Source organism: Massilia sp. CCM 8734, from assembly GCF_011682155.1.
Classification (GTDB): domain Bacteria; phylum Pseudomonadota; class Gammaproteobacteria; order Burkholderiales; family Burkholderiaceae_D; genus Telluria_A; species Telluria_A rubra.
On sequence record NZ_WHJI01000010.1, the window covers coordinates 1 to 22616 of the forward strand.

Sequence of the window (22616 nt, forward strand, 5' to 3'; positions counted from 1 at the left end):
CGCAACGTCATGTCCCTGACTCCATTACAACGCTACGCGCGCTCATCGCCAGTGCAATCGCAACTCAACTACAGCGTTGCCCTTGCTGCTTTCAGATTAAACTTACTTTGTGACACAGTAAGACTAGGCGGTAGACTCTTATCCGTCATTCCCGCCAAGGGGGGCCGCCGAGGCCGGGAATGACGGTGCTGGAGGTGGTAGTCGTTGAACGCGTCCCTTTTGAGACAGCCTCCTTCGCGGGGACGACGGCTAATGGCGTTGGCAGCGGGAATTGCGCTGCCTCCAGCAAGCCTTGTCGCACAATTCCAACGCTTCCCATTGTGCACTGCACTTTGCAGCATAATTGCCTGGTGTCCTTTATGAGCTAACCACCATGCAAGAATTCCACGCTGAACGCGCACGCACCCTTCTGAACAATGCGGAAGAAATCTTCGATGCCGCAGCCGTCCAGGCCGCCGTGCGCCAGGTCGCCGACAAGCTTAACGAGCGCTTCGACCGCCCCGACAACGACGCCTTCCCCCTCGTCCTCGGCGTCATGGGCGGCGCCGTGGTGTTCACCGGCAACCTGCTCCCGCAACTGCGCTTTCCCCTCGAATTCGACTACATCCACGTCAGCCGCTACGGCGACGACGATCAGGGCGGCAATGTGGTGTGGAAAGTCATCCCGCGCCCCAGCGTGGCCGGGCGCATCATCATCGTGCTCGACGATATCCTGGACGAGGGCGAAACGCTGGCCCAGGTCAAGCAGCGCCTGCTCGACATGGGCGCGGCCGAAGTCGTCATCACCGTGTTCGCGGACAAAGCCATCAAGCGCAGCAAACCGGTCAAGGCGGACATCGTCGGCCTGTCGATTCCCGACAAGTTCGTGGTCGGTTTCGGCATGGATGTGTATGGCTACTGGCGCAACTTGCCTGGCCTGTGGGCAATCCGCACGGAAGACCTCAAACCACGGTGATTTTCCACAAAATCGTGACAAGCAGGAAAAACACGCCGCAAGCTCTCGCGGCGTCGTTAATACCAATCTAAACGGGTACTAAAGCGGTACTACTGACGTTGTGTACAATTTGATATCTCTCTGATATCCCGCCTTTCTCAGCTTCCACATTTAACAATTCGTTTCCCGAATATGCATGGGCGATAAATGCATACCTTGCCCGGACGCGACATTCTTTCACAAATCTAACTGGTATTTCATTTTACTCAACTCGTTAAAACCACTTGACTACCAATTCTTCGAGGCTCACTCTGGCTCACCGTTTTCCGGATTGATCGGCGCAGTTCCGATTGCAGAAGATCGTAAAACGGACCCATCGACCAAGGAGAGAACATGGAATACAACACAAAGAGCAGCCTGCTGATCGCGCTCATCGGCGGCATGCTCGCCGCTTGCGGCGGCAGCGGTGGCGAGAAATCCGACATGCAGGGCAGCATGACCAAAACGGCTGCTGCCGTGGTCGCCTGCGCGGACTGGAATGCGACTGCGATCTACACTGTCGGTAATTGCGCGGTCTACCAGGGCAAAGTCTACAAAGCCAAATGGTGGACGCAGAACAATGTCCCCGGCACAGAACAATGGGGACCGTGGGAACTGACCACCGATACCCCGACACCGACGCCAACCCCGCCGACACCAACGCCGACTCCGCCAACACCGACGCCGCCGACCCCAACGCCACCGACACCCACCCCCACCCCGGTCGGCGGACGTGAAATCGGTTCCTATTTTGCGCAGTGGGGCGTGTACGGCCGTAGTTACGAAGTGGCCGACATCCATACCACCAAAACACCAGTGAACGGCGTGCCGACCAGCGTGGCCGATCAGCTCACCTTCATCAACTACGCCTTCGGCAACGTCTACGCCAAAAACGGCGGCTACGAGTGCGACATGGTGACCAAGGCCGAAACCGGCAACACCACGCCGCCGCCAGCCGACGCCGGCACCGGTGGCGATGCCTACGCCGATTACCAGCGCTCGCCTGCGCGCACCGTCGATGGCAAGGTCATCCCATGGGATGCCAAGCTGACCGGCAACTTCGCCCAGCTGAAACTGCTGAAAGCGGCCCACCCGAACCTGAAAGTGTTCATTTCGCTGGGCGGCTGGAGCTGGTCGCGCTACTTCTCGGCGGCCGCCAAGACCGACGCCCTGCGCAAGCAACTGGCCAGGTCGTGCATCAAGCAATTCATCGCCGGTGACTTGCCGGTGCAGGACGGACGCGGCGGTCCGGGCGCGGCCAAGGGCGTGTTCGACGGCATCGATATCGACTGGGAATACCCGGGCGGTGGCGGCCAGTCGTACAACACGGTCGACACGGTCAACGACAAGCGCAACTTCACCTTGTTGATGGCTGAGTTCCGCGCCCAGCTCGACGCACAGGGCAAGCTCGACGGCAAACGCTATCCGCTGACGGCCGCCATCGGCGCCGGCGGCGAGAAGATTGCCCAGACCGAACCTGCGCTGTATAGTCAATACATGGACTGGGTCAACGTGATGACGTACGACTTCCACGGCGGATGGGAAAACACGACGAATTTCCACGCGCCGCTGTACCGTGATCCCGCCGACCCGGCGACCGGTAACCTGGTCAAGTACAACACCGACGACGCGATCAAAACGCTGGTCGCAGCCGGCATGCCGAAAAACAAAATCCTGCTGGGCGTGCCGTTCTACGGCCGTGGCTGGAAAGGCGTGAGCCCCGGCCCGCGCGGCGATGGTTTGTACCAGGCAGCAACCGGTCCGGCAGCCGGCCAGTACGAAGCCGGCATCGACGACTACAAGGTTCTCATCAATAAGGCCGGCACCCGCTGGACTCATCCGGTGACCAAGCAGTTGTACCTGCTGACGACCAACAGCGAATGGTGGAGCTATGACGATCCGGCCACCATCGGTGTGAAAATGCAATATATGCGTGATCAAGGCCTGCGTGGCGCGTTCTCCTGGGAACTCGACGGCGACGCCAACGGTGCCCTGACCAGCGCAGTATGGAAGGGCCGCTAAGCGGCTAAGCGGAGGTGCCGGCTGCTTCTTACAAGGCGGCCGGCATCTCCATGCCCGCAACCTCCTGGAGAAACCTCTTGAAAATTCAATCGAACGTAAAGCCGCAGGTGTCGCCAACAATGCAGGTCAACGACGACTGGCGCCGCTGGATCGGCGAAAACCTGATGCTCGGCACCTCGCCCGAGGCGATTGCCGCCATCCTGGTCAAGTCGAACGTGTCCCAGGCCAATGCCCGGACCGAAATCGACGCGGCGCTGCGCAGCCCGTACTTGCAGGCTGCGCGCAGGCTGGCCAATCGGGTCAACAAGCGCGACTGGGTATTGAACATCCAGGCGCAATTGAACCGGCTGTACGACGAGGGGATTGAACGACGGGAGAAGCTCTCCGGCGAGGACTTCCTGCAACAGTATTACCGCACCAACCGGCCGGTGATCATCACCGGCATGCTGGAGCATTTCCCGGCACGCCAGAAATGGAACCTGGACTATTTTGCGCAGCGCTTCGGCGAACGCGTGGTCGAGGTGCAGTTCGGACGCGAAGCCGATCCCCAATACGAGCTCAACAGTATCGCCCACAAGCGCAAGATGCCTTTCGGCGAGTACGTAGAGATGGTCCGCACCAGCGGACGCACCAATGACTTCTACATGACCGCCAACAACGACTCGCTCAACAGTGTAGCGTTGAAGGAATTGTTCGAGGACGTAGGCACCCTGCCCGAGTACCTCGATGACGATCCGGGGCGGCGCGGCTTTTTCTGGTTCGGCCCGGCCGGCACGGTGACCCCGTTCCACCACGACCTGACCAATAACTTCATGGCCCAGATCATCGGGCGCAAGAAGATCAAGCTGATGGCGCCGTCGGACACGCCAAGGGTCTACAACCACCGGCACTGCTTTACCGAGGTGGACGCCCGCAACATCGACCTGGCGCGCTTTCCCGCCATGGCCGAGGTGCAGGTGCTCGAATGCGTGCTGGAACCGGGCGAGATCCTGTTCCTGCCGGTCGGCTGGTGGCATTACGTGGAAGGGCTCGATATTTCGGTGACGCTGTCGACGACCAATTTCCGATGGCCGAATGACTTCTACACTAACTATCCCCCCAATCATGATTTCTGAGGGGGGAACACAATGAATCACGGAGATAACAATAATGACGATCAATCGTTTGATGGGCGCCCTTCTCGGCAGCGCCCTGGTAGCGTGCGGAGGCGCTAGCGGTCCTGACGCCGTTCAAGGCCAGGGGGGCGAGTCGAAGCGCCAACTGGCCCAAGTGGTGGTGTGCAGCGCATGGTCCGCCACCCAGGTTTACACGGTTGGCGCCTGCGTCAGCCACCTGGGCAAAACCTACACGGCGAAGTGGTGGACACAGAACAACGTGCCCGGCGCCGAGGAATGGGGACCGTGGGCGCTGTCGACGACACCGACGCCAACGCCGACTCCGACTCCGACTCCGACGCCAACGCCGACTCCGACACCGACGCCGACTCCAACTCCGACACCGACGCCGACGCCTACTCCAACACCCACGCCGACGCCAACGCCGACACCAACGCCAACACCAACGCCCACGGTCGCCTGCCGCCCCGACGGCCTCACTTCCAAAGTCCCCAACGTGCCGTACTGCGGCGTGTACGACGCCAACGGCCGCGAAGTGCTCGCGCACGGGCTCAATCGCCGCATCGTCGGCTATTTCACCAGCTGGCGCACGGGCAAGGATGGCACGCCTTCCTACCTCGTCAACAACATCCCGTGGGACAAGATCACCCACGTCAACTACGCCTTCGCCGCGGTCGACCCCGCCACGTCCAAGCTCTTGCTGGGCAGCGGCGCGAGCAACCCGGACACCGGCCTCACCTGGCCCGAGAACCCGGCCGCCACGATGGACCCGAGCCTGCCCTACAAAGGCCACTTCAACCTGCTGGCGCAATACAAGCGTAAGCATCCGGACGTGAAAATCATGCTGTCGGTGGGCGGCTGGGCGGGCAGCGGCGGCTTCTACACGGCCACCACCAACGCCGACGGCTCGCTCAACAGCGCCGGGATCGACACCCTGGCCGACTCGATGGTGGCGTTCCTGCGCCAGTACCGCTTCTTCGACGGCATCGACATCGACTACGAGCACCCGACCACCAACAACGAGGCCGGCAATCCGCTCGACTTCGGCCTGTCGAAACCACGCCTGGCCGGTCTGATGAAGAGCTACAACGTACTGCTCGAAAGGGTGCGCACCAAGCTCGACACGGCAGCGGTGGCCGACAAGAAATACTACATGCTGACCATCGCCGGTTCGGCCTCGGCCTGGATCTTGCGCGGCGAAGAAAACCTGTCGGGCCTGAAGTACCTCGACTACGCCAGCCTGATGAGCTACGACCTGCACGGCGGCTGGAACCAGTACGTCGGTCCCAACGCAGCCCTGTTCGATGACGGCAACGACGCCGAACTGCGCGCCGGCAACGCCTACCAGTTCGCCAACATCGGCTACCTGAACGTAGACTGGTCGTACCGCTACTACCGTGGCGCGCTGCAAGCCGGGCGCATCAACCTGGGCGTGCCGTACTACACGCGCGGCTGGAGGAACGTGAACGGCGGCACCAACGGCCTGTGGGGCACCACCGCGCAGGTCACTTCGACCGTGACCTGCGCCGGCGTCAAAACCTGCGGCGAAGGCGCGGTCGGCATCGACAATCTGTGGCACGACCTCGACGTCAACGGCCAGGCCATTCCCGGCGGCGGCAATCCGCTGTGGCATGCGCTGAACCTGGAAAAAGCCATCCTGCCGGACTACCTGGACGCCTACAAGGTGACCGACAAGACCCTGCGCGGCACTTACCAGCCGAACTACAGCGCCACCATGGCCGCGCCGTGGCTGTGGAACCCGACCACCAAAGTGTTCCTCTCGACCGAGACGGCGCAATCGATGGATGCCAAGGCGCGCTACATCGTCGACAACAACGTCGGCGGCATCATGATCTGGGAGATGGCGGGCGACTACGCGTGGGATGCCAGCAAGAACGGCGGCAAGGGCCAGTATGTGATGGGCAACACCCTGACCACCAACACCTTCAACACCTTCAAGGCGGCCGGGCCGTACGGCAACAAGCGCGCTGAAACGGCAATGCCGGCCAGCAGCGCCAAAGTAAGCATCGAGCTGGGTGGCTGGAAAATGGGCGACAGCAACTTCCCGATCAATCCGGTGATGACGGTGACCAACAAGTCGGCCACCACGATTCCGGGCGGCAGCGTGGTGGAGTTTTCGTATCCGGTGGCGGCGCCGGCCAACATGAGCGACCAGTCGGGGTATGGGCTGAAAGTGATAGCGGCGGGGTACAACGGGCCGAACAATATTGGCGGCTTCAAGGCCAACTTCAACCGCGCGCAGTTCACGATTCCGGCATGGCAAGCGCTGGCGCCGGGCGCGTCGGTGTCGCTCACGCTCAACTACCAGTTGCCGATTTCGGGGCCATCGGCCTACGTGATCACGGTCGGCGGCAAGCGCTATGCGCTGGCGGACGAGTATCCGGAACTGCCGGTCGCGCTGCCGTAAGCATCGCTTGACCTTGCAGGGCATGGAACCCGGGAACGCCAAGGCGCGTTTCCGGGTTTTTTTGCCCGATATCCAACTTGCTGGAGTACAAATATGAAACAACAATTATCGACGCTGGCGATGGGACTGCTGGCGGGCATGCTGGCCGCTTGCGGCGGCAGCGATGGCAAGGGCGGCGAATCAGTCGGGACGCAGAGCGCAAGCCGGTCGATGACCACGCTCGACGTGAGTCCGATGTGCCCGCCGTGGAACGCAGGCATGGTCTATACCGCAGGGCAATGCGCGAGCTACCAGAACAAGTTCTACAAGGCGAAGTGGTGGACGCAGGGGAACGTGCCGGGAACGGAACAATGGGGGCCGTGGGAGGCGATAACGGGAACGCCGACGCCAACTCCAACTCCAACTCCGACGCCAACACCGACACCGACACCAACACCGACACCGACACCGACACCAACACCGACTCCTACGCCGACGCCGGGTGGCGTGCCGACCAAGGCGCAAGCCGAAGCCCGTGAAGCGCAGCTCACCGACAACGCCTTCTTCCGCACCGTCAAGGCATCGATCCGCACGCTGGACAACGCGGGCGTCGAGCAAGTCGTGCCGGGACGCAGCGCCAATCCAATCAACGTCAAGCGTGTCGAGCGGCTGCTGCCGGCGACCAAATGGGACCATTTCTTCGCGGTGCGCGAGCCGAGCTATACGTATCAGCGTTTCCTGCAGGCGGTGGCCAAGTTTCCGGCCCTGTGCGACGACTACAGCGACGGGCGCGATGCCGACGGCATCTGCCGACACACGCTGGCGACCATGTTCGCGCACTTCGCGCAAGAAACCGGCGAGCACAACGCGAGCAGCACGATTCCCGAGTGGCGCCAGGGCTTGAAGTACCTGCGCGAACTGGGCTGCGACGAAACCGGCACCGGCTGCGGCTACAACGCCGAGTGCGCCGATCCGGTGTTCAATGCGGTCTGGACCTGCGGGAAAAATGCGGACGGCAGCTTCAAGAAATATTTCGGACGCGGGGCCAAGCAGCTATCGTACAACTACAACTACGGGCCGTTCTCGCAGATCATGTTCGGCGGCGATCAATCGGTTCTGCTGCGCGATCCGGACCGGGTGGCGTCGACCTGGCTGAACCTGGCGTCGGCGACGTTCTTCTTTGTGTATCCGCAGCCGCCCAAGCCATCGATGCTGCATGTGATCGACGGGACATGGGTGCCGAACGCGGCCGATCGCGCGGCCGGGGCGGGGAACAACTTCGCCACGACGATCATGATCATCAATGCCGAGTGCGGACAAGGGACCGAGAAAGCGGCGGCGCAGAACCGCATCAACTATTACAAGCAGTTTGCGGGCGAGTTGGGGTGGAATGTGGGGGCCGAGCAGTTATCGTGCGCAACGATGCAGCGGTTTGGACCGTCGAGTTCGGCGTCGTACAACATCTACTGGGAAAAGAACTGGAATGAGGGTGGGCAGAATCAATGCCAGCTGGTGAGTTACCAGACCCCGTACAGCGCGTTGATTGCCGATAACTACGTCAAGTGCGTGCAGGATAACTGGAAGGTGAAGCTGCAGTAATAGCCCCCGGCGACTGCTAACTTCTAGACCGTCGTCCCCGCGAAGGCGGGGATCCAAGTTCGTAGAGCCGCCAACGTCTACGGAACGAAATTGGGTTCCCGCCTGCGCGGGAACGACGGTCTTTAGCTTGGTTGTCCTGCGCGGGACGACGGGGCGCTTACAGCGCCAGCCGCGCCCGCGCCGCATCGTATTCCTGCTTCAGGCGCGCCACCATCTCGGCCACCGTCGGCACATCATTCATCATCCCCACGCCCTGCCCTGCGCCCCAGATGTCGCGCCAGGCCTTGGCGCTGCCCGAACCGAAGCTCATCTTCGACTTGTCCGATTCCGGCAGGGCATCCGGATCAAGCCCGGCGTTGATGATCGATTTTTTCAAATAGTTCCCGTGCACGCCGGTGAACAGATTCGTGTACACAATATCGGCCGCCGCCGATTCCACAATCGCATCCCGATACGCATCGGTCACGTTCGATTCCTTGGTCGCCAGCCAGCGCGAACCGATATACGCAAAATCGGCGCCCATCGCCTGCGCCGCCAGAATCGCGTCGCCCGTGGCGATCGAACCCGACAAAGCCACCGGACCGTTGAAGAACTTGCGCACTTCACCCACCAGCGCGAACGGCGACAACGGCCCCGCGTGTCCGCCAGCGCCAGCGGCGACCAGGATCAAGCCATCCACACCCGCTTCCAGCGCCTTTTCGGCATGCCGGATCGACACAACATCGTGCAGCACAATCCCGCCGTAGCTGTGGATGGCGTCGAGCATCTCTTTCGGCGGCGCGCGCAGCGAGGAGATGATGATCGGCACCTCATGCTTAACGCACATCGCCACGTCGTGTTCCAGGCGGTCGTTGGACTGGTGCACGATCTGGTTGACCGCGATCGGCCCCACCCTGGCGCCCGGATTGGCGGCCTGGTAATCGGCCAGCTCTTGCTTGAGATCGGTCAGCCAGGTGTCGAGCAGCTCGGCTGGACGGGCGTTGAGCGCGGGGAAGGAACCGACGATCCCCGCCTTGCACTGCGCCGCCACCAGCGCGGGTCCGCTGGCGATGAACATCGGCGATCCAATGACGGGAAGGGTGAGGTTTTGCAGCGCGGCGGGCAATGCCATGTCGGTCTCGCAATCGAAAAAAGTGGATGGAAGCAAATTCTCACCCATTATAGTTCGAAAAAAGTACGACCGTGCTTGAAAACTCGGCAGGAATGTGTTTACAGGTCGCTGTTGACCAGTTCTTCGCCATCGCGCTTGGCTGCGCCGGCCCGCACCAGCGATTGCACGGCCCAGTCGGCCATCTGGATGGATGTCTCGAAACGTTGCAGATGACGCCGGCGCGCGCCTTCCAGCACGGGAATGGTGGCGAACATGGCCGCCACGTCCGCCAGGCTGATGCGCTGGCGCTCGAGCAGCAGGAATTTGAGGATGACCTTGACCGCGTTCTCGGAATTCCTCAGCGGATCGGCTTCGAGGAAAGTCAGGCGCGTGAACGCCCGTTTGAGCGCCGGCTGGACGTCGGTGAACATGGCGCCGTGGCCGGGAATGACGAGACGGGCGTCGAGGCTGTCGATCAGTTCCAGCGTGGCGCGTGCCTCCTGGAAGCCCGATTCACCGTCGAGCTCGGGAAAAATCACGCCGAAACCGTTGCGCCACAAGGCGTCGGCCGAGATGACGATGCCTTCGCTAGGGCAAAAGAAAATCAGCGAATGCGGATGGTGCCCGGGCGCGCCCAGCGCTTGCCACACTTTGCCGCCCAGTTCCAGTTCGTCGCCGGGCGAGACGGTAAAGTCGGCCTTGAAGCGATCGCACTGCTGGCCGGTGGCCTTGAAACTGAGCGCGTGCTCGTCCCAGGCCGCGACATTGGCGGCCTCGGCCACGGGAATGCCGATGCGGCAGCCGTAGCGCGCCGTCAGGGCCGCGTTGCCGCCGCAATGATCCGAATGCAGGTGGGTATTGATGACGCGCACCAAAGGCCGCTCACCGAGCGCATGGCCGACCAGCGCCAGCGTCTGCGGCACGTGGGTCTTGTAGCCGCTGTCGATCAGGGTGGCCTCGCCGGCCCCGGTAAACAGCACATTGTTCGATGACAGCCAGCCGCGTTCGAACACCTGCATCGACGCCGGCAAGCGCGCCGGGTCAGGATTTAACATTGCACTCATGGGTAACTCATTTTTTCATTTGAAACGCGAGCGAGATCTTGGCGAACTCGATCAGGACGGCTTGCGAGCCGCCATTGAAGGTGGTGAAGGAATTGCCGGTGCGCACAACCATGCGCGGCGGGAACAGCCAGGAAAAGTAAGGAATGCCGATCATCTTGGCGCCGCGCACGTCGCGCCATTCGACGTGCTTGTCGTACAGCCAGGTCTGGCGGATGCCGGTGGCGTCCACCGTGGTGGTGGCGCGCAGGAACCAGTAATAACTGACGCCCAGCATGATGATGGCGCCCAGCAGCAGCGCCTTGACGCCCATGCCGAACGAGGGCAGCGGAAAACGCCAGGCGACGCTGGCGGCGTACACCAGCAGCACCACGGTGACGATGGTGGCGAAGACCTTGAAGCCGGTCCCGTAGGCCGGGCCGGTAACCGCTTGCTGCGGGGTGTAAAAATTCATTTAGTCGAAGTCCAGTTCGGATTCGCGGCGGCGGATTTCGGCCCAGACCGCGCGTTTGTACTCATCCGGGGCAGTACCCCAGGCGACGATTTCATCGAGGGTGCGCAGGCAGCCGCGGCACAGGCCCTTGCCGGACGCGGTGTCGGGCGCCATCTCGCACAGGCTGATGCAGGGGGACGGCACCGGCGTCTGCAGTTCGGGATTCATGCGGCCCCCACGAGGTTGAGCGCGGCGGCCGCCTTGGCGGCAACCTTGGCGTTGAAACGCACCGGGTCGATCACATGGCGTTCGTGGGTGCCTTCGCAGATGCGCTCGACGCCGTCCCATGCTTGCACGCTAAACAGCAGGCGGCGGCCGTCGACTTCCAGCACCTCGCCCTTGATCAGCAATGTCATACCGGGCGGAGTCGGGGCAAAATGCGAAAAATGCACCATCGTGCCCAGGCTTTGCTCGCGCGGCCAGTCCATGAACGGCATGACGCCGTGCACGCAGGCCAGTTCCATCATACCGACCAGGTAACCGGTGGCCAGCACGTCGGGCATGTCGAGACAGAAACCGGTGTCGTGGTACAGCTGCGGCACGCTGGCGCGCGCAGGCACGGTGTAGCTCCACTCGAAGCGGAAGCCGGCTTGCAGGTCGGGACTCATGTGCGGATTATGCCTTCTTTTAACGTTGCTCGATGAGCTCGACTTTGTTTCCGAAAGGATCGTTTACGGTGGCGCGTTGCAGTCCGGCGACCATCTCTTCTACCTGGACATCGACGCCAGCACCCCTCAACGCACCGACGAACTCATCGAAACCGGCGACGATCAGGGCCGGGTGCACTTTTTTGGCGGGCTGGAAGGCGCTGTCGGCCCCCAAGTGCAACTGGGCGCTGCCGCACTGGAACCAGGCGCCGCCGCGCACGGCCAGGTGGGCCGGCTTGGGCACTTCGGGCAAGCCGAGCACCCCGTTGTAGAAGGCGCGCGCGGCGTCTTCGGCGCCGACCGGCATGGCGACCTGCACGTGGTCGATTCCTGTAATGTTTGCCATCGCTTCTCCGCTGTGACGGGATTGATACATAAAAACGTCATTATCGCATTCAGACGAATCGCGCTTGACGGAGAAGCTCACAGGGGTAGACTACCATCCATACAGATGGCGTACGGATGCCACGCAGATGATATTGGAGACATATGAACGCCCGCGACCTGAAACTGAAACCTGCTGAATCGGAAAAAATCACCATCAACCTGGGCTTGATCGATCTGGGCCAGATCGACCTCCTGGTCAGTGAAGGCTTTTATTCGAACCGGACCGACCTGATACGCACGGCGATCCGCAATCAGCTCAATACCCATGCCGAAGTGGTCCGGCAAACGGTGGCGCGCAAGAGCCTGGTGCTGGGAATGCATCACTATTCCAGGGCCGACCTCGAAGCGGCGCTGGCGGCGGGCGAACGGTTGCAGATCCAGGTACTGGGCATGGCAAGCATCGCCAGCGACGTCTCGGTAGAGCTGGCGCTGGCAACCATCGAATCTATTTTTGTACTTGGAGCCCTGCATGCAAGCAGCGTGATCAAGACAGCACTGGCGGGCCGCATCCTCTGATGCGCTTATATAAGGAAAAAGCCAATGAAACTCAATGACAAACTGTTCGCCAACATGCGGGCGGCAACCAAGACCCTGATGGGCCAGGGGCCAAAATCCGCCACCCAGGTCATTCAGGAGGCGCTCAAGGTGCTGACGCCCCACAAAGGCGGCGCCGCCCATCCGCCGCAGGCGCCATCGGGAGCACGCGAGATCACGCCGCCGATGCCTTCGCTCCATGGCGCGCAGGGTTTCAGCCAGGCGCGTGCGGGCAGCGCGCCGCCCGGCCCGCAACCACAGCCGGCGTCGCAGCCGCACGCGCCGGGCGCCTCAAGCCACGAGCAATACGTCAAAAGCGTGGTGCAAGATGCGACCGAAGCCTTCAACAACCTGATGCCCGACCTGCTCGCCAAGCTCGATCGTGCCGGCGCGAACGGCCATGCCGCCTTCAAGATGCCCAATTTCGACATCTCCGGCATGAATGGGATGAACGGCATGAATGGCATGCAGGGCGGCGGCGCGTCCAGCCCGGCCGAGGCGCTGCCCGGCAAATTTACCGACGGCAGCTTCACGAATGCGGCCGGCACCCGGACCTATAAATTGTACGTGCCGAGCAGCTACACTGGCCAGCCGATGCCGCTGGTGGTCATGTTGCACGGCTGTACGCAGGACCCGGACGACTTCGCCACCGGCACGCAGATGAATGTGCTGGCCGAGGAAATGCAGTGCCTGGTCGTGTACCCGGCGCAATCGATGCAGGCCAATTCCTCGCGCTGCTGGAACTGGTTCAATGCGGTCGATCAACAGCACGGCCAGGGCGAGCCATCGATTATTGCCGGCATTACCGAAACCATCATGCACAACCATGCGGTCGACGCCAGCCAGGTGTATGTGGCCGGGCTGTCCGCCGGCGGGGCGATGGCGACCATCATGGGCACCTTGTATCCGGAACTGTATGCGGCGGTGGGCGTGCACTCCGGCCTGCCGTTCGCCTCGGCGCACGACTTGCCATCGGCGCTGGCCGCCATGAAGGGCAATTTCGGGCCGCAGCGCGCCAGCGGCAAGTCGATTCCCATCATCGTCTTCCATGGCGACAAGGATACGACCGTGCATCCGGTCAATGGCGACGAGCTGATCAAGCGCGGCGCGCACAACGTGATGCAGGAGATTATCGAGCCGGGCCGGGTACCGGACGGCCACGCCTACACGCGCACCGTGCACCAGGCAGTCGATGGCACGCCGCAGGCGGAGCAGTGGCTGATCCATGGCGCCGGTCACGCCTGGTCCGGCGGCAGCGCACGCGGCAGCTATACCGATGGCAAGGGGCCGGATGCCAGCCGTGAAATGATGCGGTTTTTCCAGACCAAGCGCTAAGGCTGCGTTGTTCACGGGTATTGTGCCTGCGCCGATCCGGCGACTGCCGGGTCGACGCTGCCGCGCCACCTGATTGATGAGGCAAAAACCGGTCCGGCCAGCTTAATCGGGCAGAAAATTCTCGTTGAGCACCTGGACCAAGGTCCAGGTGCTCCTGCGCGGGAGTCCCTCGAGTGCCATCTGTCCGGCGGCGATGCCCAGGGCATCCTTCCATGCATCGTCGAGCCATTCGACATCGACCAGGGCCGACTGCAGACTGGGCATTTTGCGCAAGACGCGCGCAATGCTCATGCGCTGGTCGCCGATGCTGCGCAACAAGGCCGTATTGCGCCGGTCGGGCTGCGTATGCCATTCGAGTAATTGCGCAAACAAGGCCGACATGCGGCGTCCCAGCTCGCGTTTTTCGGCCTTGGCAACGCCTTCGATTTCTTCGGCGATGTTCTCCAGGTCGAGCGCCGACCACTGCCGCGCCCGCAATAAGGCAGCCTGTTGGTAAGCCCAGGCCACCACGTCGGTGTCGTACAAATCTGCCATTGACCACTCCTGTTCAAAGCCGAACCAGTCTCCGTATGGTAAGCCAAGCGAGCCCGGCGCGGCTGAAAATGGCTGCTGCCCGACAAGATAGTGGCGCTTAAGGCGACGCTATGCAGAAAAAACGGGGGCGCATGCGCCATTTGGACATACCTGCCACATGTGACGCTGCAGCCTTTGGCGTGCGCTTTATGAAGCAGCTCGGCTGAGCATCGAGCACAAGACGGCGATTGTGGTTTGCTAGCCGTGCGGACACGCGTTGGAAGCTATCGGGCGATGAGGGCGGGGTAATTATTTGCTTACGCTGGCAGAAACGCCGGGTCCAATACCTGCGCACTGGACCATATGGGCATGTCCGGAAAATCCTCTAGCCCGGTATCCTTAATGGCAATGACAAGCGCGTCTTCCCATACCTCCTGCATCCAGTCATCATCGGAAAGCGCGCTTTTGAGACTTGGGACCTTACCGAGCTTGCGGGTGATGGTGGTCCGCTGCACGTCGATCGTTGCGCGCCAGCTTCTGCTGCGTAATTGCGGCTGAAACTGCCACTTGAGCAGGTGGGCGATCAACACCGCCATTCGACTGCCCAGTTCGCGCCGCACGCTATGACCCACGTCCTCGATCTCCTCGGCAAGGTTCTCAATATCGAGCGCCGACCAGCGGCGCTCGCGCAGCAACGCCGCCTGTGCGATCGACCAGGCAAGCACATCCTCGTCATACAAACCAGCCATCATCAGCTCCTTGTTGCTGCCACAATGTTAAGCAGATAAACCGGGGCCACGTTCGACCCACGTCAATTGTGCGCTGGGGTGAACCGGGAACTTGAACATGCTCGCCGTGGTCTACTACTTGTACAGTTTTTCAGCCTATCCCTGTCTCGTCATGTGAGTAAAAACTACCTGAGTAACGTGGGTACGGAAGACCGAATCAATCGCTTCGGAGGTTTGCCATGTTCATAGTCACAATGTCATTTTCCGACGAGGAAATACAACGCATTCAAGAGCGCTTGTCGTGCAAAGTCCCGCTCATCCCCCCACTCTCGCCTCGAATCGAGCAAATTATTGAGGAAATGGAATTTTCGGACGATGACCTGAGAAAAGCATCAGCGGCAGCAAGTGCAGCATTGGCCAGCGAGTAGAAAATGGAATCTGTCTACTCAAAATTTCTTTCCGGCCCGGATGACGTTTCCGGTGCATTGGCATACGCCGCCTATCAGCGCAGCAAGATGGAATGGCGTACGCAATTCCATGCCGCCCACTCGCGCCAGCCCGGTCAGTCGGAAGCGGAAGCATTCATAGAAGTGCAAATGCTACCTGAAAACATTCTCTGTTTAAAACAACGCGGCGGCCGTCTTGCAGCGCAATTTATCAGGGAAGCAGTGCGAGAAAGAACTGCGAGCACGGAAAAAGCGGTCGGTATTCAAACCATACCCAACCCGGCGTTCAGAGAACCGGTTTCCACGCCAATCATTCCGCCGCAAGGAGACTAACGCCCGCTCAGTCTTGATCGTACATGTGCAGGTTCTCAGCAACAAAAGCCTGTGCGAAAAACGCCTTCAAGCTTGGCGGAAGCGCGAAAAAACGGAAACGCACCGCCTCCGTGCCGCACTCGTCTTCCAAGCGCATCCACTGCGCCGGGGGCAGCACAAGAAAGGCTTGTTCGCTATTGCCAGTGGTATCGGTGCACATGCGCAATTCCGCATCTTCCCTGACCAGCTGGCTCAAGGTGTAGACCGAAATCAGATTGTCGTTCCGGCTCTCCTCGAGCGGCACGACGACGCTCTTGCCTTTATAGGTGTACCTGGTTTTGCCGCCACTGACGCGCGCGCTCACCGGTTCCAGGCCGGGGGTATTGCTCGCAATGGTGGCCCACTGCGCTAATTCTTCCCCGTATTCGGCCCAAACAAACTCATGCTGGGTTAACAGGTCGATCGCGGACTTGTTTTGCGGCAGACGGACGATGCTGGCAGCCAGGTCGTAGTACATGGGACATCCTGTTCGATCGGATAGAAAGTTTATCAATACAACCGTGCATGCGCTATGCGCGGCCGCTCAGTCGCCCACAGCCTCGGACGGGGAATTTTTTTGCGCCTCGATGTGCTTCTTCAGGCAAGCCGGGCACCAGCAAGCCGCCGCGCCGTCCGCCTCCGGCACCGCCACCACCGGCGGTAACTCCGTACACCAGCACGGCCCCGCCGTGCCGTCGGCCATGGCGCAGCCGAACTGCGCCCCACAGCGGCTGCAGGTACTCATGGCGAGCTGATCCAAAATGGGAAAAGGCAAATGCGGGCGATGCCATTCATGGGCGTGTTTCCTGATTAATTGATGCGCTGCCACCCTGTCACAAAAGAGAAGCACGGCGCCGTGGAGATGCATTTAAGCCCAGCCTAACGGATCAAAAATGAAAATACAACAAGATAGCCCTATAATGCCCACAAGCTTCTCCCTGTTGACTGTAAAATCTCGCAAAATTTCATTTCCGGACCCGCCATGACCGCTCCTTTGCCCACACTGAAGACCGACCATCAAGACGACCTGACCGCGGTTTCTCCGCAGATCAAGGCGCAGATCCTGGCCGAGGCACTGCCGTATATCCGCAATTTCCATGGCAAGACCATTGTCATCAAATACGGCGGCAATGCGATGACCGACGAACGCCTCAAGCACGGCTTCGCGCGCGACGTCATCCTGCTCAAGCTGGTCGGCATGAACCCGGTCGTGGTGCACGGCGGCGGTCCCCAGATCGACAACGCCCTGAAAAAAATCGGCAAGCAAGGCACCTTCGTGCAAGGCATGCGCATCACCGACGAAGAAACCATGGAAGTGGTCGAATGGGTGCTCGGCGGCGAAGTCCAGCAAGACATCGTGATGCTGATTAACCATTACGGGGGCCAGGCTGTCGGCCTGACCGGCAAAGATGGCGGCCTGATCCGCGCGCGCAAGATGGCCATGCCCGACAAGGAAAACCCGGGCCAGTTCCTCGACATCGGCTTTGTCGGCGAAATCGACGCCATCAACCCCGCCGTGGTCAAGGCGCTGCAGGACGATGCCTTCATCCCGATCATCTCGCCGATCGGTTTCGGTCAGGATGGCCAGGCCTACAACATCAATGCCGACGTCGTCGCCGGCAAGATCGCGGAAATCCTGAAAGCCGAAAAGTTGATCATGATGACCAACATCGCCGGCGTGCAAGATAAAAAAGGCAAGCTCGTGACCGATTTGTCGGCCCGCGAGATCGACGAAATGTTCGCCGATGGCACCATTTCCGGCGGCATGCTGCCTAAAATTTCATCGGCGCTGGACGCGGCCAAGTCGGGCGTGAACACGGTTCACATCATCGACGGGCGAATCGAGCACTCTTTGCTGCTCGAGGTCTTGACCGAACAGGCTTTTGGCACTATGATCCGGTCGCACTAAATAATTTGTGGCGGCATCAGCCGCCACGGGGACCTCGCAAAACCGCAACAGGTTTGGCGAGGTCCCCACCAGTACCGCCCTTTTAGCTCAGTGGTAGAGCACTCCCTTGGTAAGGGAGAGGCCACGTGTTCAATCCACGTAAAGGGCACCATTCCTCCCGCAGCACCCTCCCCCTTCAGTACACCCGCTCGACCGTCAGCCCTTTTGCGCCCAGCAATGCCGGCACGCTGTGCTTGCCGACCAAATGCAACACGCCGATCGCCGCCACGCTCTTGTCCTGCTTGGCCAGCAAGGCGGCCAGCTTCTCGGCCAATGGTCCGTTGCGTTCTTCCAACAGCACTTTTTGCATGAACTTGCCCGACACGCTGTTGTCGCCTTCGACCTTGGCAGCCACCGCATCGAGCGCAGCCTTGTCGGCCGAGCCCCAGGCATCGACAATCTGGCGCATTTCCGCGCGCTGCTTGCCGGACTCCATCATATCGACGCTCTCTTCCAGGAATGTCCACTGCTCTTGCTCGCCCAGGCGGTCGAACATGGCGAACTGGGCGCTGATCGATTCGAGCTCGATCACCGGCACCTTGCTGGCGCGCGCCATCTGCGCCAGCTTGATATCGACCGCCAGTTCGGCCTGGTAACCTTCCGACGCGTACTCGGCCAGGGTGAGGGTGGTGGCCACCAGCCATGGCTTGAAGCGCGCCACCGCGGCCGGATCGATCTTCGCCTTTTTCAAGGCTTGCTCGACGCGCTTGCGAAACGCCGGCGAGCGGTCCTGGAAACCCGGTTTGCCGGGCGCGAGCATGGCATGCGCCTGCATCGCCGCGCCCAGCTTGGCCGGGTCCTGCAACAGGTCGACCTCCAGCGCCAGCGCCGAGGCGTTCTGGATGGCCGTGGCGATGCGCGGCTCCAGGGGATAGAACTCGGGCAAGCCCACGTGCATGGTGCCGAACAGGTACATCGTGTGGCCGCTGCCGCTCACCTTGAACAGCGCGCCGCGCTCGGCGCCCCAGGCCGATGGCAGGGCCAGCATCAGAAGGCTGAGGAACACCACTATAATTGGACGTCTCATGCGTTTTTTCCTTGTTGTTTCGCGTTTTTAGTCAGGTCTCTTGTGCCCAATCTTACCCGCTCCGCCCCGCTCTGGTTGTTCGATCTCGACAATACGCTGCACAACGCCTCGCACGCGATTTTCCCCACCATCACCGCCAACATGAACGTGTACATCGCGCGCGTGCTGGGCGACGGCGTCACGCCCGCCAGCGCGGATGTGGTCAACGCGGCCCGCCTCGCCTACTGGACACGCTACGGCGCCACCCTGCTCGGGATGATCAAGCACCACCAGGTCAGCGCCGCCGACTTCCTGCACGAGACCCACAACATCGAACGGCTGGAAGGCATGATCCGCTACGAACGCGGCCTGGCGCGCCTGCTCAGGCGCCTGCCGGGGCGGAAAATCTTGCTGACCAACGCGCCAACGCGCTACTCGACCGACGTCATGCGCCATCTGGGATTGCGGCGCCACTTCAGCCACCACATCGCCATCGAAAACATGCACGTGCACGGCCAGCTGCGCCCCAAGCCGTCCAAGCTGATGCTGCGCCGCCTGCTGCGCAAGCACGGCGTGGCCGCGCAACGCTGCATCCTGGTCGAAGACACCCTGGCCAACCTGCGCACCGCCAAACAGGTCGGCATGCGCACCGCATGGGTCACCCAATATCTGCGCATGGCCGACCCGATCGGTGTTGCGCCGTTGCCAAAAAAGTTAAAACGCCCCGCTTATGTCGATGTCAAAGTAAAATCCGTGCTTCAGTTGCCGAGATGCATGAATCGGCTGCGCTGACAACGACAACCCACCTCATCGAGAACACATGGCAAGCACCAAGCCGGGCCAGCGCAAGCTGCAAATCCTCCAGGCCCTGGCCTCCATGCTGGAGCAGCCCAAAGGCGAGAAAATCACCACGGCGGCACTGGCAGCACGGCTGGACGTATCCGAAGCGGCGCTGTACCGCCACTTCGCCAGCAAGGCGCAGATGTTCGAAGGCCTGATCGACTTCATCGAATCGAGCGTCTTCGGCCTGATTAACCAGATCGCCGAAAACGAACAGGGCGGGGTCGACCAGGCCCACGCCGTGCTGCAGATGCTGCTCGGCTTCGCGGCCAACAATCCCGGCATGACGCGGGTGCTGATCGGCGACGCCCTGGTCAACGAAGACGAGCGCCTGCAACTGCGCATGAACCAGTTCTACGACAAGGTCGAACTGGCCTGCAAGCAGTCGCTGCGCCTGGCCGTGACCCAGGGTCACGGCCAGGAAGCCGATGTCGCCGCGCGCGCCAGCCTGCTGGTGGCCTACGTGGTCGGACGCTGGCACCGCTACGCCAAGAGCGGCTTCCGCCACAATCCGACCGAGGGCACGGCCCTGCAGATCTCCCTGCTGCTGGCGGCCTGACCGCCCTTGCACCGATGAACAGCGCGCACTGCTTTGCCCTGCTCGACGACGCCACCGGCGGCGCCGGGCATGCAGTTGGTTCGCGTCTGTACACGGGCCACGCGGGCACCCTGCGCTGCGACGCGGCAGACGATTGGCCGCCCCTTCTGGCGCAGCTCCAGGAAGCGCTCGCGCGCGGCCTGCACGCGGTGGCGGTGCTCGCTTATGAACTGGGCGGACACCTGCTCGGCATCGATGCGCACCCTGCCAGCGGCCCGCTGGCGCAAGTGCTGCTGTTCGATACCTGCACCCGCATGACGTCAAGCGAGGTGGCGGCCTGGCTGGCCGCGCAAGCGCGCGACGGCGATAGCCCGGCCGGCATCGCCAAGGTGCGCGCCAACGTCGACCAGAAGGCCTTCAGCGAGGCGCTGGCGCGCATCCACGACTACATCGCCGCCGGCGACACCTACCAGGTCAACTACACTTACCGCCTGCGCTTCGACGCCTTCGGTTCGCCCCACGCGCTGTACGCACGCCTGCGCGCGCGCCAGCCGGTGCCCTACGGCGCCCTGATCGCCCTGCCCGACGGCGGCGCCGTGCTCTCGCTCTCGCCCGAACTGTTCGTGCGCCATCAAGGTGGTGAACTCATCGCCCGCCCGATGAAAGGCACCGCCCCGGCCAGCGACGACGACAGCGACAACGCGCGCCGCGCCGGCGCGCTCGCGGCCGACCCCAAGAACCGCGCCGAAAACCTGATGATCGTCGACCTGCTGCGCAACGACCTTGGAAGAGTCGCCGTCACCGGCAGCGTCGAGGTGCCGGCGCTGTTCGACGTGCAGCGCTTTGCCAGCGTGCTGCAGATGACGTCCACCGTGCGCGCGCGCCTGCGGGCCGGCGCCACCTTGGCCGACATCTTCGCGGCGCTGTACCCGTGCGGCTCGATCACCGGCGCGCCCAAACGGCGTGCGATGGAAATCATCCACGAGCTCGAACCTGCCGCGCGCGGCGTCTACACCGGCGCCATCGGCTGGTTCGAGCCGCCCGCCACAGCGGGTGCGATCGGCGACTTTTGCCTGTCGGTGCCGATCCGCACCCTGGCGCTGCAATCCGAACACGGCGGCACGCGGCACGGCGAAATGGGCGTCGGCGCCGGCATCGTGTACGACAGCGATTGCGCCGACGAATACGCCGAGTGCCAGCTCAAGGCGCGTTTTCTCACCGGCCTGGAAAACCGCTTCCAGGTCTTCGAAACGCTGCACGCCACGCGCGCCGACGGCTGCCGCCACCGCGCGCGGCACCTGGCGCGCATGGCGCAATCGGCGCGCTACTTCGGCTTCCCGTTCGATGACGCCGCCGCCCATGCGGCCCTGGACGCCGCCTGCGCCGCGCTGGCGCCCGGCGCGCCCTCGCGCATGCGGCTCGCCATCAGCCCGTCCGGTACCTTCAGCGTGCAAAGCGGCGCGCTGGCGGCGCTGACGCAACCGGTGCGCGTGCTGCTGGCGCCCGACGCGATGCGCGCCGACGAACTCTTCCTGCGCCACAAAACCAGCATCCGCACCCGCTACGACGCCGCCTGGCGCGCGGCCGAGGCGCAGGGCGCATTCGATATGCTGTTCTTCAACGAGCGCGGCGAGCTGACCGAAGGAGGCCGCAGCAATGTGTTCGTACGGGTCGACGGCCGCTGGCGCACGCCCGCCCTGGCCTGCGGCCTGCTGCCCGGGATCATGCGCGCGCTGGTGCTGGCGGACGCGCAGTGGGATGCCGAAGAAACCATCGTCACGCGCGCGATGTTCGAACGCGCCACCGGCCTGATGGTCTGCAACGCCCTGCGTGGGCCGATGATGGCGGTATTAATCTAATCCACCCAGGCGCGCAAGGCCTGTTCGCCGGCCTCGCTGAACGCCACCACGCGCGAATCGAGCGAGCGCCTGGCCCAGCCCAGTTCTTCGAAGCGCGCCAGCAGCGCGTCGCCCAGGGTGCCGGCCAGGTGATGCCGGCGCTCGCTCCAGTCAAGGCAGGTGCGGCAAAAGGCGCGCCGCGTGCCGGCCGCCGCCGCCAGGTCGACGCCGATGGCTTGCATCATGGCGCCGCCGGCTTCGGTGAGGCGCAGGCCGGCCGCATCGGGCGTGAAAGCACCGCGTGCCAGCAAGCCCTCGTACACCAGCACCCCGAGTTCGCCGGCCAGGTGGTCGTAGCACACGCGCGCCTTGCGCAAGGCCGGCTCGCGCGGGCTCGAACGCAGGCGGATGGCGCCGGTGCGAAAAGCCACGTTCATGAGCGACTCGAGCAGTTGCGCCACATCGTCGTCGGCCAGGCGAAAGTAGCGGTGGCGGCCCTGCGCTTCCACCGCCAGCAGGCCGGCGTCGACCAGTTTGGCCAGGTGCGCGCTGATGGTCTGCTTGGTGACGCCGGCGATGTCGGCCAGCTCGGTGGCGGTCAGCGCCATGCGCGACATGAGCGCGGTCAGCACTTCCGCGCGCGCGTGATCGCCGATCAGGGCGGCGATGCCGATGATATTGGGTCCGTCTTTCATGGTTCGATGGTAGCCGAACCATGCAGCACGCACAAGCTTGTATAGTAGGC

General features: G+C 62.4%; 25 protein-coding genes and 1 tRNA gene. 14 read left to right on the forward strand and 12 right to left on the reverse strand.

Translation table 11 applies throughout. The features are described from left to right. Positions 1-373: 373 nt before the first annotated feature. The 5 genes from F2P46_RS11195 to F2P46_RS11220 all read left to right on the forward strand — a co-directional run bounded on the left by F2P46_RS11195 (position 374) and on the right by F2P46_RS11220 (position 8116). Positions 374-955, forward strand: coding sequence for a hypoxanthine-guanine phosphoribosyltransferase (locus tag F2P46_RS11195; RefSeq protein WP_166888952.1), 582 nt, complete (start codon positions 374-376; stop codon positions 953-955). A gap of 372 nt (positions 956-1327) precedes the next feature. Next, positions 1328-2995 (forward strand): glycosyl hydrolase family 18 protein, encoded by a 1668-nt coding sequence (locus F2P46_RS11200; protein ID WP_166888955.1) that lies wholly within the window; start codon positions 1328-1330, stop codon positions 2993-2995. 119 nt (positions 2996-3114) lie between these two features. Further along, entirely contained in the window at positions 3115-4110 is a 996-nt protein-coding gene (locus tag F2P46_RS11205) for a cupin-like domain-containing protein (protein ID WP_187362538.1), read from the forward strand. Positions 4111-4144: 34 nt separating this feature from the next. After that, positions 4145-6538, forward strand: a complete 2394-nt coding sequence (locus F2P46_RS11215) for a glycosyl hydrolase family 18 protein (protein WP_208296585.1) — start codon at positions 4145-4147, stop codon at positions 6536-6538. A 93-nt stretch (positions 6539-6631) separates the two neighbouring features. Then, positions 6632-8116 carry a glycoside hydrolase family 19 protein gene (locus tag F2P46_RS11220; protein ID WP_229509229.1) on the forward strand — a complete coding sequence of 495 codons (1485 nt, stop codon included), beginning with the start codon at positions 6632-6634 and terminating at the stop codon, positions 8114-8116. A gap of 157 nt (positions 8117-8273) precedes the next feature. Here F2P46_RS11220 and F2P46_RS11225 read toward each other — a convergent pair whose 3' ends face one another. From F2P46_RS11225 to F2P46_RS11250, 6 genes are all read right to left on the reverse strand, one after another. Continuing rightward, positions 8274-9227: a nitronate monooxygenase family protein gene (locus tag F2P46_RS11225; protein ID WP_166888961.1), complete on the reverse strand. Its 954-nt coding sequence runs from the start codon at positions 9225-9227 to the stop codon at positions 8274-8276. 98 nt (positions 9228-9325) lie between these two features. After that, positions 9326-10270: an MBL fold metallo-hydrolase gene (locus F2P46_RS11230; protein ID WP_229509230.1), complete on the reverse strand. Its 945-nt coding sequence runs from the start codon at positions 10268-10270 to the stop codon at positions 9326-9328. A gap of 7 nt (positions 10271-10277) precedes the next feature. Next, entirely contained in the window at positions 10278-10721 is a 444-nt protein-coding gene (locus F2P46_RS11235; RefSeq protein ID WP_166888963.1) for a hypothetical protein, read from the reverse strand. Further along, entirely contained in the window at positions 10722-10928 is a 207-nt protein-coding gene (locus tag F2P46_RS11240; RefSeq protein ID WP_166888966.1) for a DUF1289 domain-containing protein, read from the reverse strand. Beyond that, positions 10925-11368: a thioesterase family protein gene (locus tag F2P46_RS11245; RefSeq protein ID WP_166888969.1), complete on the reverse strand. Its 444-nt coding sequence runs from the start codon at positions 11366-11368 to the stop codon at positions 10925-10927. The genes F2P46_RS11240 and F2P46_RS11245 overlap by 4 nt, the downstream gene beginning before the upstream one ends. Positions 11369-11387: 19 nt before the next feature. After that, positions 11388-11753: a VOC family protein gene (locus F2P46_RS11250; protein ID WP_166888971.1), complete on the reverse strand. Its 366-nt coding sequence runs from the start codon at positions 11751-11753 to the stop codon at positions 11388-11390. A 143-nt stretch (positions 11754-11896) separates the two neighbouring features. On the opposite strand from F2P46_RS11250, the gene F2P46_RS11255 reads away from it, so the two are divergent. Next, complete coding sequence (locus F2P46_RS11255) at positions 11897-12310, forward strand: CopG family transcriptional regulator (protein WP_166875850.1); 414 nt, start codon at positions 11897-11899, stop codon at positions 12308-12310. 24 nt (positions 12311-12334) lie between these two features. Beyond that, the gene (locus F2P46_RS11260; RefSeq protein WP_229509231.1) at positions 12335-13663 is read left to right on the forward strand and encodes a PHB depolymerase family esterase; all 1329 of its coding nucleotides are present in this window, start codon (positions 12335-12337) and stop codon (positions 13661-13663) included. Between the two features lie 102 nt (positions 13664-13765). On the opposite strand, the gene F2P46_RS11265 is transcribed toward F2P46_RS11260, so the two are convergent. Together F2P46_RS11265 and F2P46_RS11270 are read right to left on the reverse strand one after the other, a co-directional pair. Further along, on the reverse strand, positions 13766-14197 hold the full coding sequence (locus tag F2P46_RS11265; protein WP_166888974.1) for a DUF29 domain-containing protein: 432 nt from the start codon (positions 14195-14197) through the stop codon (positions 13766-13768). Between the two features lie 296 nt (positions 14198-14493). After that, positions 14494-14928 (reverse strand): DUF29 domain-containing protein, encoded by a 435-nt coding sequence (locus F2P46_RS11270; RefSeq protein ID WP_306667685.1) that lies wholly within the window; start codon positions 14926-14928, stop codon positions 14494-14496. A gap of 215 nt (positions 14929-15143) precedes the next feature. On the opposite strand from F2P46_RS11270, the gene F2P46_RS11275 reads away from it, so the two are divergent. Then, positions 15144-15332, forward strand: coding sequence for a YdiU family protein (locus tag F2P46_RS11275; RefSeq protein ID WP_166888976.1), 189 nt, complete (start codon positions 15144-15146; stop codon positions 15330-15332). A gap of 3 nt (positions 15333-15335) precedes the next feature. Beyond that, a complete protein-coding gene (locus tag F2P46_RS11280) occupies positions 15336-15683 on the forward strand; it encodes a hypothetical protein (protein WP_166888979.1) in 348 nt (115 codons plus the stop codon). A 7-nt stretch (positions 15684-15690) separates the two neighbouring features. On the opposite strand, the gene F2P46_RS11285 is transcribed toward F2P46_RS11280, so the two are convergent. Together F2P46_RS11285 and F2P46_RS11290 are read right to left on the reverse strand one after the other, a co-directional pair. Beyond that, complete coding sequence (locus F2P46_RS11285) at positions 15691-16179, reverse strand: hypothetical protein (protein WP_166888981.1); 489 nt, start codon at positions 16177-16179, stop codon at positions 15691-15693. A 66-nt stretch (positions 16180-16245) separates the two neighbouring features. After that, positions 16246-16446, reverse strand: a complete 201-nt coding sequence (locus F2P46_RS11290) for a cysteine-rich CWC family protein (RefSeq protein WP_166888984.1) — start codon at positions 16444-16446, stop codon at positions 16246-16248. Between the two features lie 237 nt (positions 16447-16683). Between F2P46_RS11290 and argB the strand changes: the two genes are divergently transcribed. Together argB and F2P46_RS11300 are read left to right on the forward strand one after the other, a co-directional pair. Continuing rightward, positions 16684-17610, forward strand: a complete 927-nt coding sequence (gene argB, locus F2P46_RS11295) for an acetylglutamate kinase (RefSeq protein ID WP_166888986.1) — start codon at positions 16684-16686, stop codon at positions 17608-17610. A gap of 76 nt (positions 17611-17686) precedes the next feature. Beyond that, positions 17687-17761: transfer RNA gene (locus F2P46_RS11300), tRNA-Thr, on the forward strand. Positions 17762-17785: 24 nt separating this feature from the next. On the opposite strand, the gene F2P46_RS11305 is transcribed toward F2P46_RS11300, so the two are convergent. Continuing rightward, positions 17786-18676, reverse strand: a complete 891-nt coding sequence (locus F2P46_RS11305) for a TraB/GumN family protein (protein WP_166888995.1) — start codon at positions 18674-18676, stop codon at positions 17786-17788. A 42-nt stretch (positions 18677-18718) separates the two neighbouring features. On the opposite strand from F2P46_RS11305, the gene F2P46_RS11310 reads away from it, so the two are divergent. Genes F2P46_RS11310 through pabB form a run of 3 tightly spaced genes read left to right on the forward strand, consistent with a single transcriptional unit; the run spans position 18719 to position 21892 of the window. Then, a complete protein-coding gene (locus tag F2P46_RS11310; protein WP_368737908.1) occupies positions 18719-19447 on the forward strand; it encodes an HAD-IA family hydrolase in 729 nt (242 codons plus the stop codon). A 28-nt stretch (positions 19448-19475) separates the two neighbouring features. Continuing rightward, entirely contained in the window at positions 19476-20054 is a 579-nt protein-coding gene (slmA, locus tag F2P46_RS11315) for a nucleoid occlusion factor SlmA (RefSeq protein WP_166888998.1), read from the forward strand. A 14-nt stretch (positions 20055-20068) separates the two neighbouring features. Then, positions 20069-21892 carry an aminodeoxychorismate synthase component I gene (gene pabB, locus F2P46_RS11320; protein WP_166889001.1) on the forward strand — a complete coding sequence of 608 codons (1824 nt, stop codon included), beginning with the start codon at positions 20069-20071 and terminating at the stop codon, positions 21890-21892. Here pabB and F2P46_RS11325 read toward each other — a convergent pair. Next, the gene (locus tag F2P46_RS11325) at positions 21889-22566 is read right to left on the reverse strand and encodes a helix-turn-helix domain-containing protein (RefSeq protein ID WP_166889004.1); all 678 of its coding nucleotides are present in this window, start codon (positions 22564-22566) and stop codon (positions 21889-21891) included. The genes pabB and F2P46_RS11325 overlap by 4 nt on opposite strands. Positions 22567-22616: the final 50 nt, after the last annotated feature.

Excerpts from the sequence above, each read along its gene's own strand:
- F2P46_RS11225 (WP_166888961.1), bottom strand. The coding sequence starts at position 9,227 with ATGGCATTGCCCGCCGCGCTGCAAAACCTCACCCTTCCCGTCATTGGA.
- F2P46_RS11230 (WP_229509230.1), bottom strand. The coding sequence starts at position 10,270 with ATGAGTGCAATGTTAAATCCTGACCCGGCGCGCTTGCCGGCGTCGATG.
- F2P46_RS11220 (WP_229509229.1), top strand. The coding sequence starts at position 6,632 with ATGAAACAACAATTATCGACGCTGGCGATGGGACTGCTGGCGGGCATG.
- F2P46_RS11280 (WP_166888979.1), top strand. The coding sequence starts at position 15,336 with ATGGAATCTGTCTACTCAAAATTTCTTTCCGGCCCGGATGACGTTTCC.
- argB (WP_166888986.1), top strand. The coding sequence starts at position 16,684 with ATGACCGCTCCTTTGCCCACACTGAAGACCGACCATCAAGACGACCTG.
- F2P46_RS11270 (WP_306667685.1), bottom strand. The coding sequence starts at position 14,928 with ATGATGGCTGGTTTGTATGACGAGGATGTGCTTGCCTGGTCGATCGCA.
- F2P46_RS11195 (WP_166888952.1), top strand. The coding sequence starts at position 374 with ATGCAAGAATTCCACGCTGAACGCGCACGCACCCTTCTGAACAATGCG.
- F2P46_RS11260 (WP_229509231.1), top strand. The coding sequence starts at position 12,335 with ATGAAACTCAATGACAAACTGTTCGCCAACATGCGGGCGGCAACCAAG.
- F2P46_RS11200 (WP_166888955.1), top strand. The coding sequence starts at position 1,328 with ATGGAATACAACACAAAGAGCAGCCTGCTGATCGCGCTCATCGGCGGC.
- F2P46_RS11255 (WP_166875850.1), top strand. The coding sequence starts at position 11,897 with ATGAACGCCCGCGACCTGAAACTGAAACCTGCTGAATCGGAAAAAATC.
- F2P46_RS11235 (WP_166888963.1), bottom strand. The coding sequence starts at position 10,721 with ATGAATTTTTACACCCCGCAGCAAGCGGTTACCGGCCCGGCCTACGGG.
- F2P46_RS11205 (WP_187362538.1), top strand. The coding sequence starts at position 3,115 with ATGCAGGTCAACGACGACTGGCGCCGCTGGATCGGCGAAAACCTGATG.
- F2P46_RS11215 (WP_208296585.1), top strand. The coding sequence starts at position 4,145 with ATGACGATCAATCGTTTGATGGGCGCCCTTCTCGGCAGCGCCCTGGTA.
- F2P46_RS11265 (WP_166888974.1), bottom strand. The coding sequence starts at position 14,197 with ATGGCAGATTTGTACGACACCGACGTGGTGGCCTGGGCTTACCAACAG.
- F2P46_RS11290 (WP_166888984.1), bottom strand. The coding sequence starts at position 16,446 with ATGAGTACCTGCAGCCGCTGTGGGGCGCAGTTCGGCTGCGCCATGGCC.
- F2P46_RS11325 (WP_166889004.1), bottom strand. The coding sequence starts at position 22,566 with ATGAAAGACGGACCCAATATCATCGGCATCGCCGCCCTGATCGGCGAT.
- F2P46_RS11285 (WP_166888981.1), bottom strand. The coding sequence starts at position 16,179 with ATGTACTACGACCTGGCTGCCAGCATCGTCCGTCTGCCGCAAAACAAG.
- F2P46_RS11240 (WP_166888966.1), bottom strand. The coding sequence starts at position 10,928 with ATGAATCCCGAACTGCAGACGCCGGTGCCGTCCCCCTGCATCAGCCTG.
- F2P46_RS11245 (WP_166888969.1), bottom strand. The coding sequence starts at position 11,368 with ATGAGTCCCGACCTGCAAGCCGGCTTCCGCTTCGAGTGGAGCTACACC.
- F2P46_RS11250 (WP_166888971.1), bottom strand. The coding sequence starts at position 11,753 with ATGGCAAACATTACAGGAATCGACCACGTGCAGGTCGCCATGCCGGTC.
- F2P46_RS11275 (WP_166888976.1), top strand. The coding sequence starts at position 15,144 with ATGTTCATAGTCACAATGTCATTTTCCGACGAGGAAATACAACGCATT.
- pabB (WP_166889001.1), top strand. The coding sequence starts at position 20,069 with ATGAACAGCGCGCACTGCTTTGCCCTGCTCGACGACGCCACCGGCGGC.
- F2P46_RS11305 (WP_166888995.1), bottom strand. The coding sequence starts at position 18,676 with ATGAGACGTCCAATTATAGTGGTGTTCCTCAGCCTTCTGATGCTGGCC.
- slmA (WP_166888998.1), top strand. The coding sequence starts at position 19,476 with ATGGCAAGCACCAAGCCGGGCCAGCGCAAGCTGCAAATCCTCCAGGCC.